13 protein-coding genes and 1 riboswitch are annotated in these 15,866 nt (G+C 65.0%); of the genes, 7 read left to right on the forward strand and 6 right to left on the reverse strand.

What is annotated here, in order from left to right; genetic code table 11:
- The first annotated feature begins 14 nt into the window (after positions 1 to 14).
- Both NMG10_RS07500 and NMG10_RS07505 read left to right on the forward strand, forming a co-directional pair.
- Complete coding sequence (locus NMG10_RS07500) at positions 15 to 782, forward strand: glycosyltransferase family 2 protein (RefSeq protein ID WP_203648218.1); 768 nt, start codon at positions 15 to 17, stop codon at positions 780 to 782.
- Positions 775 to 1,932 (forward strand): O-antigen ligase domain-containing protein, encoded by a 1,158-nt coding sequence (locus NMG10_RS07505; protein WP_254464093.1) that lies wholly within the window; start codon positions 775 to 777, stop codon positions 1,930 to 1,932. Before NMG10_RS07500 ends, NMG10_RS07505 begins: the two co-directional genes overlap by 8 nt.
- Positions 1,933 to 1,968: 36 nt before the next feature.
- Here the strand turns inward: NMG10_RS07505 and NMG10_RS07510 are convergent, their stop codons facing one another.
- Positions 1,969 to 2,607 (reverse strand): phosphotransferase, encoded by a 639-nt coding sequence (locus NMG10_RS07510; RefSeq protein ID WP_234562687.1) that lies wholly within the window; start codon positions 2,605 to 2,607, stop codon positions 1,969 to 1,971.
- 110 nt (positions 2,608 to 2,717) lie between these two features.
- On the opposite strand from NMG10_RS07510, the gene msbA reads away from it, so the two are divergent.
- Both msbA and hldE read left to right on the forward strand, forming a co-directional pair.
- The gene (gene msbA, locus NMG10_RS07515) at positions 2,718 to 4,520 is read left to right on the forward strand and encodes a lipid A export permease/ATP-binding protein MsbA (RefSeq protein WP_203648215.1); all 1,803 of its coding nucleotides are present in this window, start codon (positions 2,718 to 2,720) and stop codon (positions 4,518 to 4,520) included.
- 132 nt (positions 4,521 to 4,652) lie between these two features.
- Entirely contained in the window at positions 4,653 to 6,074 is a 1,422-nt protein-coding gene (hldE, locus tag NMG10_RS07520; RefSeq protein ID WP_254464094.1) for a bifunctional D-glycero-beta-D-manno-heptose-7-phosphate kinase/D-glycero-beta-D-manno-heptose 1-phosphate adenylyltransferase HldE, read from the forward strand.
- 63 nt (positions 6,075 to 6,137) lie between these two features.
- Here hldE and NMG10_RS07525 read toward each other — a convergent pair whose 3' ends face one another.
- The 4 genes from NMG10_RS07525 to NMG10_RS07540 all read right to left on the reverse strand — a co-directional run bounded on the left by NMG10_RS07525 (position 6,138) and on the right by NMG10_RS07540 (position 9,670).
- Positions 6,138 to 7,106 carry a metal ABC transporter ATPase gene (locus NMG10_RS07525; protein WP_254464095.1) on the reverse strand — a complete coding sequence of 323 codons (969 nt, stop codon included), beginning with the start codon at positions 7,104 to 7,106 and terminating at the stop codon, positions 6,138 to 6,140.
- 37 nt (positions 7,107 to 7,143) lie between these two features.
- The gene (locus NMG10_RS07530; protein ID WP_203648213.1) at positions 7,144 to 7,956 is read right to left on the reverse strand and encodes an aldo/keto reductase; all 813 of its coding nucleotides are present in this window, start codon (positions 7,954 to 7,956) and stop codon (positions 7,144 to 7,146) included.
- A complete protein-coding gene (locus NMG10_RS07535) occupies positions 7,953 to 9,128 on the reverse strand; it encodes an FAD-binding oxidoreductase (protein ID WP_232856307.1) in 1,176 nt (391 codons plus the stop codon). Before NMG10_RS07535 ends, NMG10_RS07530 begins: the two co-directional genes overlap by 4 nt.
- A gap of 209 nt (positions 9,129 to 9,337) precedes the next feature.
- Positions 9,338 to 9,670: a multidrug efflux SMR transporter gene (locus tag NMG10_RS07540; RefSeq protein ID WP_050707183.1), complete on the reverse strand. Its 333-nt coding sequence runs from the start codon at positions 9,668 to 9,670 to the stop codon at positions 9,338 to 9,340.
- Between the two features lie 90 nt (positions 9,671 to 9,760).
- Here NMG10_RS07540 and NMG10_RS07545 point away from each other — a divergent pair, with 90 nt between their 5' ends.
- Both NMG10_RS07545 and waaA read left to right on the forward strand, forming a co-directional pair.
- A complete protein-coding gene (locus NMG10_RS07545; RefSeq protein WP_203648210.1) occupies positions 9,761 to 10,651 on the forward strand; it encodes a LysR family transcriptional regulator in 891 nt (296 codons plus the stop codon).
- Between the two features lie 38 nt (positions 10,652 to 10,689).
- On the forward strand, positions 10,690 to 11,961 hold the full coding sequence (gene waaA / locus NMG10_RS07550; RefSeq protein ID WP_232856308.1) for a lipid IV(A) 3-deoxy-D-manno-octulosonic acid transferase: 1,272 nt from the start codon (positions 10,690 to 10,692) through the stop codon (positions 11,959 to 11,961).
- A 117-nt stretch (positions 11,962 to 12,078) separates the two neighbouring features.
- Here waaA and NMG10_RS07555 read toward each other — a convergent pair whose 3' ends face one another.
- Entirely contained in the window at positions 12,079 to 13,515 is a 1,437-nt protein-coding gene (locus NMG10_RS07555) for a TolC family outer membrane protein (protein WP_203648208.1), read from the reverse strand.
- Positions 13,516 to 13,675: 160 nt separating this feature from the next.
- Positions 13,676 to 13,782, forward strand: a riboswitch (TPP riboswitch).
- 156 nt (positions 13,783 to 13,938) lie between these two features.
- Between NMG10_RS07555 and thiC the strand changes: the two genes are divergently transcribed.
- Positions 13,939 to 15,819, forward strand: a complete 1,881-nt coding sequence (gene thiC / locus NMG10_RS07560) for a phosphomethylpyrimidine synthase ThiC (RefSeq protein WP_203648207.1) — start codon at positions 13,939 to 13,941, stop codon at positions 15,817 to 15,819.
- Positions 15,820 to 15,866: the final 47 nt, after the last annotated feature.

The raw sequence follows: 15,866 nt of genomic DNA on the forward strand, positions 1-15,866 counted from the left end.
ACATCGAGGAAGCCATGATCTTCAGTGAAAACAGCGAGATCACACTGGTGGTGACCAGCTGTGGTCGATTCGAACTGCTCAAGCGCACGCTCGAAAGTTTCGACCGCTACAACACGGCGCCCATCCGTGAAGTCTTCATCACCGAAGACTCCGGTGACGAGGCAGTGCGTGGCTGCATCCCGGAACACTGGCGCGAGCACACCACCTTCATCGTCAACAATCCCAAGCTTGGGCAGTTGCGCTCGGTGGACGCCGCCTATTCGCAGATCAAGACCTTCTGGGTGTTCCATTGCGAGGATGACTGGGCCTTCTATCGCCCGGGCTTCATCGAGGAATCCCAGGCACTGCTGGAGGCCGACCCGCAAGCGTTGCAGGTCTGGCTGCGCAGCTTCAATCATGACCTGCAGGTGCACAGCCCCTATGTGTTCCTGGAGGAGCGCCAGGTGCTGCAGGGCATCGCTTTCCACAAGCTGGGCTCGCACAAGGCGGAATGGCAGGGGTTCTCGTTCAACCCGGGCCTGCGCAGGCTGGCCGACTACCAGGCACATGCACCGTACGCCTCGCATTCCGGCGAGAAGAGCTTGTCGCGGTTGTACGCCGAGCGCGACCGCTATGCGTTGATTCTGGAGAACGACGCCGTGCTGCATACCGGTTTCGGCGAGCATGTGGAAATGGCGGAAGAGAAAATCAAGAAGGCACGGCGCAAGCGCATGGATCGCATTCGTCTGTTGGGCGTGCTGGTTATCGGACTATTGCTGGGATGGGTGTTGAAGGATGTTTGAAGGGATTGGTAACGACAACCGCACGAGCAGGCGTTACTTCAGCGCTGCGCTGATCATGTTCCTGGCCAGCTTCGTGTTGATGGCCTCATCGAAATGGACCAACAACATTTTCTACGCCTTCATCGCGTTGCCTGGCCTGGTGTTCCTGGTCAAGGAGCGTGGCGCGGGGCTGTTTGGCGACAAGCTTGGGCTGGTGTGGCTGGTATTCCTGCTGTGGTTCCTGGTACCCGCAGCGATTGCTGGCGATGGGCAGTTCTACAAGCACATTGCTTATGTTGCGCTCTTTGTCTTTGCCGTGGCAGGGCTGACGAATCAGGGCTTCTTCCGCTCTGAAGTGTTCGCGCGTGCGCTGTTCTGGATCATCTGCCTTTACATTTTCGGCTATTCGGCGTTTGCCTACCTGACCGGCATCTACGCCTTGGGTGAGCGGGTCAGCCTGATGCCCGCGCGCATGCAGAACGTGATCTACACCAGTATATGGCTGCTCTGTGCGCTGGCGCTGGCCATGCCGGGGTGGTTGCACCGTCGTCGCTGGGTCGAAGCGTTTGCCGCCGTGGCGCTGTCGGTGGTGGCGATTACCTTCGTCCTGCAGACGCGTACCGCGATGGTCGGCGCGGCGTTCCTGTTTGCCGCCTGGGCGTGCTGGGCGCTGTGGCGCTTCCCGCGCGTGGCCGGCAGTTGGCTGCTGGTATTCGCGGTACTTGGCGGCATCGCCCTCTGGTTGGTCAAGGACATGGCCTGGTTCCATTCGCTGTTCGAGCGCGGTGATTCCTATCGTGGCGAGTTGTTCCACGTGATGGTCGGCGAGTGGCAAAACTGTGGCTGGATAGTCGGCTGCGGCGTCGAGTTCCATACCGACAAGCTGCTGAGCGGCTTCATGCCGATCCAGCATCCACACAATATCTTCGTTGCCCTGGGCCTCTACACCGGTGGCGTCTCGCTGGTCCTGTTCCTGGTCATCGTGGTGATGACCCTGGTCCAGGCCTTGCGCCTTCGTGACCCTTGGGGCATGTACCTGGCCTGTGCCCTGGTGATGCTCAACTTCGATGGCAGCAAGCTGATCGGCAACCCTGACGAGCTGTGGCCATTGGTCCTGTTGCCGGCAGCCATGGTGCTGGGCCGTGGGTTGCAGCAGCGACGTTCGAGCTGATGATGAAGATGGCCGCCTCCGGGCGGCCATTATCGTTCAGGCCAGTGCGTTGGCCAGGTCCTGGCGGCGGCAGACCTGCTGGCTGGCGAGATAGGCTTCGATGAAGGCGTTGTCGCCGTCACCCAGCAACCACGCCCGATCTTCCCGGTAACGCAGCATATGACGGAAGTTGCGCTGGCGTTGTGAGCGGCGAAGTGGCTTGCGGTACATGCGCAGGTCGGCGACGTCGATCAACCCCAGCTTGCCTTCGGGCGTCAGCACCACGTTGCCCAGGTGCGCGGAGCGGAAGTACACCCCCGCTTCATGAAGCGCCGCGATGAAACGTCCGAGCTGGTCGCGCAAGCCTGGGTGGTTGCCGGGTTGCTCCAGCAGTTGGCGCAGCGTATGACCGGGTAGCGGGTCATAGTGCACGGCATCGCGGGCAATCTCGGCGATACGGTAAACCGCCTTGACCTGCGGGCAGGGGATGCCGCGTTCGGCCAGGGCCTGGCAGTTGTCGGCGAAACGCCGGGCGTAGGGATACCAGGCCGCCGAGCTGATCAGGCGCTTGCGGCGGAACAGCTTGAGCATCGAACCGTCGCTCAGGCGCAGGACCTTGTCGCCAGTCCCGTCGGCCTCGAGGACGTGGGCGCCCTCGCGCAGGGCAAGGTAACGGGCGTGGTCAAGTGCGTGCATCAAGCCTCCGGGGCCAGGGTTCGGAACAGCCGTCTATCTTAACCTGTGGCGGGCGGTGCAAGACACCGTGTGTGGTATAATCCCGACTCTTTTTGACCCGACGGATTCTCATGACAGTTCCCGAATCGTCTTCCCCCGCAAGCCTGAAGATCTATCTGCGCCTGCTGGGCTATGTCAAACCCTACATCGGCATCTTCCTGCTGAGCATCGTCGGCTTCGTGATCTTCGCCTCGACCCAGCCGATGCTGGCCGGGATCCTCAAGTATTTCGTCGATGGGCTGAGCAATCCGCAGGCGGTGCTGTTCCCCGACGTGCCCTACCTGCGCGACCTGCAGTTGCTGCAGGCGGTGCCGCTGCTGATCATCCTGATTGCCGCCTGGCAGGGCCTGGGTTCGTTCCTCGGCAACTACTACCTGTCCAAGGTCTCGCTGTGCCTGGTGCACGACCTGCGGGTCGAGCTGTTCAACAAGTTGCTGGTCCTGCCCAACCGCTACTTCGACAACCACAATTCCGGGCACCTGATCTCGCGCATCACCTTCAACGTGACCATGGTCACCGGCGCCGCCACCGATGCCATCAAGGTAGTCATTCGTGAGGGCCTGACGGTGGTGTTCCTGTTTGCCTACCTGTTGTGGATGAACTGGAAGCTGACCCTGGTGATGGTGGCGATCCTGCCGCTGATCGCGGTGATGGTGAGCACCGCCAGCAAGAAATTCCGCAAGCAGAGCAAGAAGATCCAGGTGGCCATGGGCGACGTTACCCACGTGGCCTCCGAGACCATCCAGGGTTACCGCGTGGTGCGCAGCTTCGGTGGCGAAAGCTACGAGGAGCGCCGCTTCGAGAAGGCCAGCCAGAGCAACACCGACAAGCAACTGCGCATGACCAAGACCGGCGCGCTGTACACGCCGATGCTGCAACTGGTGATCTACACCGCCATGGCCGCGCTGATGTTCCTGGTGCTGTTCCTGCGTGGCGAGGCTTCTGCGGGTGACCTGGTGGCCTACATCACTGCGGCAGGCCTTCTGCCCAAGCCGATTCGCCAGCTCTCCGAAGTCAGTTCGACCATCCAGAAGGGCCTTGCCGGCGCCGAGAGCATTTTCGAGCAACTGGACGAGAAGCCCGAAGTCGACAACGGCACCATCGAGAAAGAGCGGGTCGAGGGGCGCCTGGACGTGCGCAACCTCAGCTTCACCTACCCGGGTACCGAACGTCAGGTGCTCAGCAATATCAGCTTCACCGCCGAGCCCGGGCAGATGATCGCCCTGGTAGGTCGCTCGGGCAGTGGCAAGTCGACGCTGGCGGCGTTGATCCCGCGCTTCTACCACCATACGGAAGGGCAGATCCTGCTCGACGGCGTGGAGATCGAGGAATACCGCCTGCGCAACCTGCGCCGCCACGTTTCCCAGGTGACCCAGCATGTCACCTTGTTCAACGACACCGTGGCCAACAACATCGCCTACGGCGATCTGGCCGGCGCGCCGCGCGCGGATATCGAGGCCGCCGCCGCCGATGCCTATGCCAAGGAGTTCGTCGACCAGTTGCCCAAGGGCTTCGATACCGAAGTCGGCGAGAACGGTGTGCTGCTTTCCGGCGGCCAGCGCCAGCGCCTGGCGATTGCCCGGGCCTTGCTCAAGAATGCGCCGCTGCTGATTCTCGACGAGGCCACCTCGGCCCTGGATACCGAGTCTGAACGGCATATCCAGGCGGCGCTGGATCATGTGATGGAGGGGCGCACCACCCTGGTGATCGCGCACCGTCTGTCGACCATCGAGAAGGCCGACCTGATCCTGGTCATGGACCAGGGGCGTCTGGTGGAGCGCGGCACACACGCCGAACTGCTCCAGGCCAATGGCCATTACGCCCGTCTGCACGCCATGGGGCTGGACGAGGCCGAAAAGGCCAACATCACCTGAGTCCGCGTCACGGCGAGGCCTGGCAGGCCTCGCCGGTCAATCGATACAGCATCGCTGCGGTTGGCCATAAAGCCCTGCGCATCCCTGTGCTAATATCCTGCCCCTGTTCACTTTTCCAAAAATGGGTTGCCCATGAAGTTGTCCATGCCGCGTTTCGATCAAGCCCCGGTACTGGTGGTCGGCGATGTCATGCTCGACCGCTACTGGCATGGCGGTACTTCGCGTATTTCGCCTGAAGCGCCGGTGCCGGTGGTCAAGGTCGATCAGATCGAGGATCGCCCCGGCGGCGCGGCCAACGTGGCCTTGAACATCGCCGCCCTTGGCGCGCCGGCCGCGCTGGTCGGGGTCACCGGCCAGGACGAGGCCGCCGATAGCCTCGCCAACAGCCTGCACGCTGCCGGTGTACGCTCGATCTTCCAGCGCATCGCTCACCAGCCGACCATCGTCAAGCTGCGGGTGATGAGCCGTCACCAGCAACTGCTGCGTATCGACTTCGAAGAGCCGTTCGCCACCGACCCGCTGTCGCTGGGCGCGGAGGTCGATGCCTTGCTCGAAGGTATCAAGGTGCTGGTGCTGTCCGACTACGGCAAGGGTGCACTGCAGAACCATCAGGCGCTGATCCAGGCTGCCCGCAGCAAGGGCATCCCGGTGCTGGCCGACCCCAAGGGCAAGGATTTCTCGATCTACCGCGGTGCCAGCCTGATCACCCCGAACCTCAGCGAATTCGAGACCATCGTTGGCCGTTGCGCCGATGAAACCGAGCTGGTCGCCAAAGGCCTGAAGCTGCTCGAAGAGCTGGACCTGGGCGCACTGCTGGTGACCCGTGGCGAGCACGGCATGACCCTGCTGCGCACCGGCCACCCGGCTTTGCACCTGCCGGCCCGCGCTCGCGAGGTGTTCGATGTCACTGGTGCCGGTGATACGGTGATCTCCACGCTCGCCGCAGCCATTGCCGCAGGCGAAGACCTGCCGCATGCCGTCGCCCTGGCCAACCTGGCCGCCGGTATCGTGGTCGGCAAGCTGGGTACCGCTGCCATCAGCGCCCCCGAGCTGCGTCGCGCCATCCAGCGTGAAGAGGGCTCGGAGCGGGGTGTGCTGGGGCTGGAGCAACTGCTGCTGGCCATCGATGATGCCCGTGCGCACAACGAGAAGATCGTCTTCACCAACGGCTGTTTCGATATCCTTCACGCGGGTCACGTGACCTACCTGGAACAGGCTCGCGCCCAGGGCGACCGGCTGATCGTTGCCATCAACGACGATGCCTCGGTCAGCCGCCTGAAGGGCCCGGGCCGGCCGATCAACAGCGTCGACCGACGCATGGCCGTGCTGGCCGGCCTCGGTGCGGTGGACTGGGTCATCAGCTTCCCCGAGGACACGCCGGAGAACCTGCTGCGCCAGGTCAAGCCGGATGTACTGGTCAAGGGGGGGGACTACGGTATCGAGCAGGTGGTCGGCGCCGATATCGTCAAGGCCTACGGCGGCACGGTGAAGGTGCTGGGCCTGGTGGAGAATAGCTCGACCACGGCGATCGTCGAGAAGATCCGCAAGCACTGATACGTTGTAGATCGCGGGGCAAGCCCGCTCCCACGAAATGCTGGGAGCGGGCTTGCCCCGCGTTCATTTATGCAGTGAGGTCCGCGCCCGGGCCAGCAGTTCCCGTGCCTTGTCCCCGAATCGTTCCAGGTGCGACGCCGGCGCGGGCTTGCTTTCGACCAGCCCCTGCTGCTTCAGCCAGTCCTTCCAGCGTACCCGCTCATCCCGCACCACCCAGCCATCCTGGCGGGCGAAGCTCTCCGCCAGCCACAGTCCGCGCGTGCTTGCGGGTGTCAGTTGGTCCTTCTTCAAGGTGTACAGCTCGGCCACTGGCTGGCCGTCCTTGAGCGGCATCAGGTAGAGGTCCGGCCGCTTGCGATTGAGCCTGGCCACCAACTGATCGCCCTCCAGGCGCTCGTCGACATGGAACAGGCTCAGCGACTTGGCCTCCCTGGGCACCTGCAGGCGCAGGTCGTAGATCAACTGCAACGATGCGGTGGGCAAGTGCACATAAGCGCGTGGCCGTTCCAGCAGCATCAGCTTGGCGCAATGCACCGGGCGGGCGGCACCGGACTCGGGTGAGAGCACGAACGGCAGGGCCTCGCGATAGTGCAGGGCGTCGGCATAGGGCGCTGGCAACCAGGTGTCGTTGAAGCGTCCGCCCAGCCAGCCCTCCGGGGTTTCCAGCAGGCATTCCTCGGCCACTTCCTGGATCGCCGTGTGCAGCGGCAGGTTCAGCTCGTGGGCCGGGACATAGCCGGAAATCAGCTTGAGCACCACATCGCCACGGTCCTGGCGGCGCTGGCGGACCAGTACCCAGTAGTCGCGGTCCTGCCAGTGCAGGGTCAGTCGCACCGACACGCCGAGGTTGGCAAGTTCCGCCACGAAGTGCTCGGGGTCGGCGACCTGGATGGCCTTGCGCCGCTGCAGGGTTTGGGCGAAGTTCAGCGGCATGCCGATGCTCTGGTAGGCCAGGCCTTCGGGCGTGGCCTCGACATGCAGCGGCAGGGTCTTGAAGTTGCTCGGATTCTTGCGGATCAGCGTACGCGGCACGAGGCTCCTCCTTGCGTTGGGCCCCCGCCCGGGCGGCTCAGGGCCGGCCCAGGATGCGGGCGACGGTGGCCACGTTGTGGGCCAGGTGCAGCGGGTTGATGGTGCCAACGATGGCACTGCTCACGCCCGGGTGGGCGAACAGCAACTCGAAACTGGCCTGCACCGGATCGACCCCGGGCGCCAGGCAGATATGCCCGCTGGCCAGGGCCTTCTTCACCAGGATGGCCTTGCCGTGTTCGGCAGCGTAGTCCAGCACGGGTCGCTCCGCCTGCTCGTTGAGGTTGTAGGTGACCATGGCGCAATCACCTTGCTCCAGCGCCTTCAGGCCGCCGGCGACAGTCTTGCCGGACAAACCATAGCCGAGAATCTTGCCTTCCTGCTTGAGCGCGGCGAGGGTTTCGTACACGCCCTGCTGCTCGAGGATCGCCAGGTCGTTGCCGTCGGAATGCACCAGCACCAGCTCGATGCGGTCGGTCTCCAGGCGCTGGAGGCTACGCTCGACCGAGCGGCGGGTGTGGGCGGCGCTGAAGTCGAAGTGCGACTGGCCGGCCTCGAACTCTTCGCCGACCTTGCTGACGATCACCCACTGCTCGCGCTGACCGCGCAGCAGCGGGCCGAGGCGCTCCTCGCTGCGGCCGTAGGCTGGCGCGGTATCAATCAGGTTGATACCCAGCTCGCGGGCTTGGGCGAGCAGCAGGCGGGCGGCCTCGTCATCGGGGATAGTGAAACCGTTGGGGTATTTCACGCCCTGGTCGCGGCCAAGCTTGACCGTGCCCAGGCCCAGCGGCGATACCCGCAGGCCCGTGCTGCCCAGGGGGCGGTGATGATCGTGCAGGGTCGGTAGCGTCATGGCAGCAGTTGCTCCCAGGCCGGCAACGCCAGCGGTGGACGAGGCAGGTCGGCAAGGTCCGGCCGGCTTGCCGGGCGGATGCCGTCACGTTCGAAGCTGGCCAGTACGCGATCGGCGAAGTCCGGCGCCAGGGCGAGCTTGGTCGGCCAGCCGACCAGCAGGCGCTGCTGGTCGGCGAGGAAGGCGTTGTCCGGACGCACCAGGCCTGATTGCGCCGGTTCGGCGCGGTCGACCCGCAGGGTGGCCCAGCGCACCTGGGCCTGGTCGACCCACGGCAACAGGCTGGCGACTTCCTTTTGCGCCGCGGCGATCTGCGCGGCGGGCTCGCGGGCCACGCCATCGGCCTCGGCGATGTCGCCACCCAGGTACCACACCCATTGGCCATCGGCGGCCGGGTGGGTGGTCACGGTAATGCGCGGCTTGGGCCCGCCGCCCAGGCAGTGGGCGTACAGCGGCTTGAGATTGGGGCCCTTGGCCAGGACCATGTGCAGCGGACGGCGCTGCATGGCCGGTTGGCTCAGCCCCAGGGCGTGCAGCAGCGCTTCGGTGCCGCCGCCGGCGCTGAGGACGATGCGTTGGGCGCGGATTTCGCGGCCATCGACCACCAGCCCGGCCAGTTCATCGCCGTCGCGCAGTGGCTCGATCCGCTCGCCGGCCAGCAGGCTGTCGCCCGCCAGTTGCGCCAGGTTGGCCAGCAGGCTGGGCACGTCGATGACCAGTTCGGCCAGGCGGTAGACCTTGCCCTTGAAGGCGCGGTCCTGCAGGGCCGGCGGCAGTTGCTCGCCCTTGACCTGGTCGACCCGGCCACGCACGGCCTTGCTGGCGAAGAAACTGGTGAGGTTGCCGGCCAGGGTGCCGGGGGACCACAGGTAGTGGGCGTCGGAAAGCAGGCGGGTACCGGTCAGGTCCAGCTCGCCGTTGCCGGCCAGCGCTTCGCGCCAGCGCCGCGGCATGTCGGCGATGGCCTCGGAGGCGCCGCTGAGGGCGCCGTGCAGGGCGTATTTGGTGCCACCATGGATGATGCCTTGCGACTTGATGGTCTGCTCGCCGCCCAGGCTGGCGCGCTCCACCAGCACCGTCGAATAGCCCAGGCGGCGCAGCCGGGCATTGAGCCAGAGGCCTGCGACCCCGGCGCCGACGATCAGCACGTCAGTGGTAATGGCGGATGGCATGCGGGCACCTCGAAAACTGGGACAGGTGCGCAGTATACAGCGTCGGGGCGGCGTGGGCTTTGCGATCCTGGGGCTGCTGTGCAGCCCTTTCGCGGCACAAGGCCGCTCCTACAGGGGCCGCGCAGACCCAGGATTTACGCGGTCCCCTGTAGGAGCGGCCTTGTGCCGCGAAAGGGCCGCAAAGCAGCCCCAAAATCCTCAGGGAAGCATCAATGCCCGGCAGTATTGGAAAACACCTGGATCACCACCACCCCGCCGACGATCATGGCCATGCCCAGCATCGCCGGCACATCCAGCTTCTGCCCGTAGATCACCAGCGCCGCGATGCTGATCAGCACGATCCCCAGCCCCGACCAGATCGCATAGGCGATGCCCACCGGAATGCTGCGCACCACCAGGGTCAGCATCCAGAACGCCACGCCGTAGCCGCAGACCATCAGTAGCAGCGGCAGCGGCGTGTTCAGCCCCTTGACCGCTTTCATGGAGGCGGTGGCGATGACTTCGGCGCAGATGGCGATGGCGAGATAGGTGTAGGCGTTCATGGTGCGGGTCCTCCGTTGCTGGATGGGCATTCTAGGGAATCCCCGGATGCGGTAAAGTCATTACCTATCTACTTTTGAGATAGGGTGGCAATGACTGAACACTGGAGTCTCGAGCAGCTACGTCTGTTCGTGCGGGCCGCCGAGCTGCGGTCGTTTTCCGCCGTGGCCCGCGAGCAGCGCAAGGCCCAGTCGGCGATCAGCAGCGCCATCGCCTTGCTCGAGGCGGATCTGGGGGTGACCCTGTTTGAACGCAGCAGCGGCCGGCAGCCGCGCCTGACCGAAAGCGGCGCCGCCTTGCTGGAGGACGCCCGTGAGCTGTTGCGCCAGTGCGAGCGCCTGGATGGCCGGGCGCTGGCCTTGATGCGTGGGCAGGAGGCGTTGCTGCGGGTGGCCCAGGACGAGGCCATGCCCTACCAGCCGGTGATCGACAGCCTCGACGAGCTGGCGGCGCGCTACCCCTACCTGGAAGTGCAACTGGCCAGCGGCGCCCAGGGCGATGTGGCGCGCAAGCTGGTGGAGCGGCGCGCCGACCTGGGCTTGTTCTTCCACCATGAAAGCATTCCCGCCTCGTTGGAGCGGCGCGCCCTGGGCAGCGTCGAGATGGTCACGGTGTGTGCCATCGATCATCCGTTGGCACACCTGGCCAAGGTCAGCCGCCAGCAACTGGCCCGCCACCGCCAGTTGTTGATCACTCCGCAGCAGAGCGGCTACCCGGGCGGTGAGGCGATCAGTCCGCAGGTCTGGCGCGCCGACAGTTTCTACGCCATGGCCGAGTTGCTGATGCGTGGCCTGGGCTGGGCCTGGCTGCCCCGGCATGTGGTGCAGTACCCCACCTACCAGACGCAGATGGTTGAGTTGGACAGCGAGTGGCGCCCGCCGGCGCTGGTGGCGGAACTGGCCTGGCGGCGCGACGAACCGTTGGGTCCGGCCGCGCAGTGGCTGGCCGAGCGCTTCGCCGTGCACTTGCGGGCGATTGGCTGACAGGCCTTTTCATCCAGTTCCTAGTAAACTCCGCCGCCATGAACAGAACCCTCTATTCCCTGCTGTTTCACCTGGGCCTGCCGCTGGTCGCGCTGCGCCTGTTCCTGCGCGGGCGCAAGGCGCCTGCGTACCGTGCGCGGATCGCCGAGCGCTTCGCCTGCCAGCTGCCGCCGATGCGCCAGGGCGGCATCTGGGTGCATGCGGTCTCGGTGGGCGAGAGCATCGCCGCCGCGCCGATGGTCCGGGCCCTGCTCAAGCAATACCCGGACCTGCCGATCACGCTTACCTGCATGACCCCGACCGGCTCCGAGCGCATCCGCGCAATGTTCGAGGGTGAGCCACGGGTGCAACACTGCTACCTGCCTTACGACCTGCCGTGGGCGGCCGGGCGGTTCCTCGATCATGTGCGCCCGCGCCTGGGCATCATCATGGAAACCGAGCTGTGGCCGAACCATATCCACCAGTGCGCCAGGCGCGGCATTCCGGTGGCGCTGGCCAATGCCCGGCTGTCCGAGCGCTCGGCCCGTGGCTATGCCCGCTTCGCCGGCCTGACCCGGCCGATGCTCGAGGAGATGAGCCTGATCGCCGTGCAGACCGAAGCCGAGGCCGAGCGTTTCCTAGCGCTCGGTGCGCGCCACGAATGCGTGCAGGTAACCGGTTCGATCAAGTTCGACCTGAAGATCGACGATCAACTGCTGCCACGGGCCGGTGCATTGCGCGAGCAGTGGGCTGCCCAGCAACGTCCGGTATGGATCGCTGCCAGTACCCACGATGGCGAAGACGCGTTGATTCTCCAGGCTCATCGTGAGCTGCTGAAGGTCCACAGCGATGCGTTGCTGATCCTGGTGCCGCGCCATCCCGAGCGTTTTGCGGCGGTGCATGACCTGTGCGCCGGGCAGTTCTCCACGGTGCGCCGCTCGAGCGCAGATGCGGTCACGGCGCAGACCCAGGTACTGCTGGGCGACACCATGGGTGAGCTGCTGTTCCTCTATGCCCTGGCCGACATCGCCTTCGTCGGTGGCAGCCTGGTGGCCACCGGCGGGCACAACCCGCTGGAGCCGGCGGCGCTGGCGCTGCCGGTGCTCATGGGGCCGCATGTGTTCAACTTCCTCGAGATCAGCGCGATGCTGCGCGAGGCGGGGGCGTTGCAACAGGTGGACGATGCCGAAGGGCTGGCCGGGGCGGTGCGCCGGTTGGTCGAGCTGCCGCAGGATGCGCGGCGCATGGGCGAGGCGGGCAGGGCGGTGATGCAGGCCAACCAGGGCGCGTTGCAGCGGTTGTTGGATGGGTTGGCAGGTTTGCTGAAATAAGCGTCCCAGGGAGCGCTTTGCGCTCCTTTCGCGGCACAAGGCCGCTCCTACAGGGGGTTGCGCTCTCCTGTAGGAGCGGCCTTGTGCCGCGAATGGGGCGCGAAGCGGCCCCAGCGCTCAAGGCCGGCGTTCGAAGTTCTTCGCCGCTGCCGCCGCCAGGTCCGGTGGCAGGAAATCCTTGTCCGGGTTGTAGTCGGCCTTCAGGTAGCGTCCCAGGTCCTGCAGGTCCTGCGGGCTCAGGGTGCCGGCGGCTTGCTTCAGACGCAGGTTGTCGAGAATGTAGTCATAGCGGCTGTTGTTGTAGTCACGCACCGAGGTGTACAGCTGGCGCTGCGCGTCGAGCACATCGACGATGTTGCGGGTACCGACCTGGTAGCCGATCTCGGTGGCTTCCAGCGCGCTCTGGTTGGAGATGATCGACTGCTTGCGCGCCTGTACCTGCTCCACGTCGGTGTTCACCGCGCGGTGCAGGTTGCGGGTGTTCTCCACCACCTGGCGACGCAGGCTTTCGCGCTGCTGCTCGCTCTGGGTCAGGCGGGCGTAGGCCTCGCGCACCTGGGAGCTGGTCAGGCCGCCACTGTAGATCGGGATGTTCAGTTGCAGGCCGATGCTGGTCTGCTCCACGTCACCGCCATAGCGCACGTTCGGTTGCAGCTGAGAATTGGTGAAACCGAGGTTGTCGTTGTCGCCCTTCTGGTACTTGGCCACCGCGTCGAGGGTCGGCGCATGGCCGGCCTTGCGCTGGCGCACGGTCTCCTCGGCCGCCGCCACGGCGTGATTGGTCGCCAGCAGGTTGAGGTTCTGCCGCCCGGCGGTTTCGACCCAGGCCTTGGCGTCGTTGGGCGTGGGCACCTGCACCGGCAGGGTGTGGACCACGCCCTGGATCGCCGAGTACTGGCGGTTGGTCAAGGTGATCAAGGCTTCGAAGGCATCCTGCACCTGGCGCTCGGCGATGATCCGGTTGGCCCGGGCGGTGTCGTAGCTGGCCTGGGACTGCAGCACGTCGGTCTTGTCCGAGAGACCGACGTCGAAGCGCTCGTTGGATTGGTCGAGCTGGCGCTTGAAGGCCGCTTCTTCGGCCTTGGTCGAGGCCAGGTTGTCCTGCGCACGCAGCACCGCGAAGTAGTTCTCGGCGCTCTGCAGGATCAGGTTCTGCTCGGTGGCCGACAGTTCCAGGGCGGCCTGTTCGTTGACCGACTCGGCGGCTTGTAGCTGGAACCAGCGGTCGGCGCGGAAGATCGGCTGCGCCAGGGTGGCGCTCCAGGCATTGCCGCTGCGGTTGGAGGTGACCGACGGTTCGTCGAGCTTGGTGCGGGTGCTCATCATCTCGGCGCCGGCCGAAAGGTTCGGCAGCAGGCCGGCGCGGGCCTGGGGCACCACTTCGCGGCGGGCGCCGTAATCGGCGCGGGCGGCGGCCAGGTCGGCGTTGTTGTCGACCGCTTCCTGGTAGACGCTGACCAGGTCGGTCTTCACCGTCGTGGGCGTATCCACTGCCCAGGCCACTCCGTGGGACGCACAAGACACGGCAATTGCCAGTGAGAGTTTGCGCAGCATAGGGCAATCCTTGATCAAATTTTATTTACTGTACTGTCGGGTATCGAGCGATGCGCCAGTGTAGTGCCGCGCGCCGCCATCAACAATCCGCCGTGTGTGCCATTTATCACCCCCGGATTTACCCGCTTGGCTTTGCCGGCCACTCCAGTCTAGACTGCGCATGTTCTTGTCGGGGTGCCTTGAAGCAAAGGCTGAGATCGCAGAGGTGCGGATCCCGTTGAACCTGATCAGGTTAGCGCCTGCGTAGGGAACAAGATTGCTCTCACATCCCGGGAGCCTCTTGTGCCAGGTCCGGGATCGCCACAGCTGCTTGCAGCCCACGGCACCCCATGTCCGGCACTGCACTCGTCAACACGGGTGCGTCCACGCCTTTCAGGTTCACCCCGACATTCCACCGCCTGGAAGCTGTCTGGAGAGCCTGTGATGAGCAAACAAGAAAAAACAATCAGTCTGAGCGAGTCGGCCCAAGTCGACCAACAGTCCGTGCAACCCCTGCCCAATTCGCGCAAGGTCTATGTCGAAGGCTCGCGCCCCGACATCCGCGTGCCCATGCGCGAGATCAGCCTGCACGACACCCCCACCGACTTCGGCGGCGAAAAGAACGCCCCGGTGCTGGTGTATGACACTTCCGGCCCGTACACCGACCCCAATGTCATCATCGATGTGCGCAAGGGCCTGGGCGATGTGCGCTCGGCCTGGATCGACGCCCGTGGCGACACCGAGCGCCTGGAGGGCCTGAGCTCGAACTTCGGCCAGCAGCGCCTGAACGACGCGGAGCTGGCCAAGCTGCGCTTCGCCCATGTGCGCAACCCGCGCCGCGCCAAGGCCGGCGCCAACGTCACGCAGATGCACTACGCGCGCCAGGGCATCATCACCGCCGAGATGGAATACGTCGCCATCCGCGAGAACATGAAGCTGCAGGAAGCCCGTGCCGCTGGCCTGCTGAACCAGCAGCACGCCGGCCACAGCTTCGGCGCCAGTATCCCGAAAGAGATCACTCCCGAGTTCGTCCGCGAAGAGATCGCCCGCGGCCGCGCGATCATTCCGGCCAACATCAACCACACCGAGCTGGAGCCGATGATCATCGGCCGCAACTTCCTGGTGAAGATCAACGGCAACATCGGCAACAGCGCCCTGGGTTCCTCGATCGAGGAAGAAGTGGCCAAGCTGACCTGGGGCATTCGCTGGGGTTCGGACACGGTCATGGACCTGTCCACCGGCAAGCACATCCACGAGACCCGTGAGTGGATCATCCGCAACTCGCCGGTGCCGATTGGCACCGTGCCGATCTACCAGGCCCTGGAGAAGGTCAACGGCGTGGCCGAAGACCTGACCTGGGAGCTGTTCCGCGACACCCTGATCGAACAGGCCGAGCAGGGCGTGGACTACTTCACCATCCACGCCGGCGTTCTGCTGCGCTATGTGCCGCTGACCGCCAAGCGCGTCACCGGCATCGTCAGCCGCGGCGGCTCGATCATGGCCAAGTGGTGCCTGGCGCACCATAAGGAGAACTTCCTGTACACGCACTTCGACGAGATCTGCGAGATCATGAAGGCCTACGACGTCAGCTTCTCGCTGGGCGACGGCCTGCGCCCGGGCTCGATCGCCGACGCCAACGACGCCGCCCAGTTCGGTGAGCTGGAAACCCTTGGCGAGCTGACCAAGATCGCCTGGAAGCACGATGTGCAGTGCATGATCGAAGGCCCCGGCCACGTGCCGATGCAGTTGATCAAGGAGAACATGGACAAGCAGCTCGAGTGCTGCGACGAGGCGCCGTTCTACACCCTCGGCCCGCTGACCACCGACATCGCCCCGGGCTACGACCACATCACCTCCGGCATCGGCGCTGCGATGATCGGCTGGTTCGGTTGCGCCATGCTCTGCTATGTCACGCCCAAGGAGCACCTGGGCCTGCCGAACAAGGATGACGTGAAGACCGGCATCATCACCTACAAGATCGCCGCGCACGCTGCCGACCTCGCCAAGGGCCATCCAGGCGCGCAGATTCGTGACAACGCGTTGTCCAAGGCGCGCTTCGAGTTCCGTTGGGAGGACCAGTTCAACCTCGGCCTGGACCCGGATACCGCGCGTTCCTTCCACGACGAGACGCTACCCAAGGAGTCGGCCAAGGTCGCGCACTTCTGCTCGATGTGCGGGCCGAAGTTCTGCTCGATGAAGATTACCCAGGAAGTGCGTGAGTACGCCGCCAAGATCGAGACCGTGGATGTGACGGTCGAGCAGGGCATGCGTGAGCAGTCCGAGCGGTTCCGCCAGGAAGGCAGCCAGCTGTACCAGAAGGTGTAAGTAGACCTTGGGGGCCGCTTTGCGGCCCTTTCGCGGCACAAGGCCGC

The sequence above is a fragment of the Pseudomonas sp. DVZ6 genome (genome assembly GCF_024259445.1).
Classification (GTDB): domain Bacteria; phylum Pseudomonadota; class Gammaproteobacteria; order Pseudomonadales; family Pseudomonadaceae; genus Aquipseudomonas; species Aquipseudomonas peradeniyensis.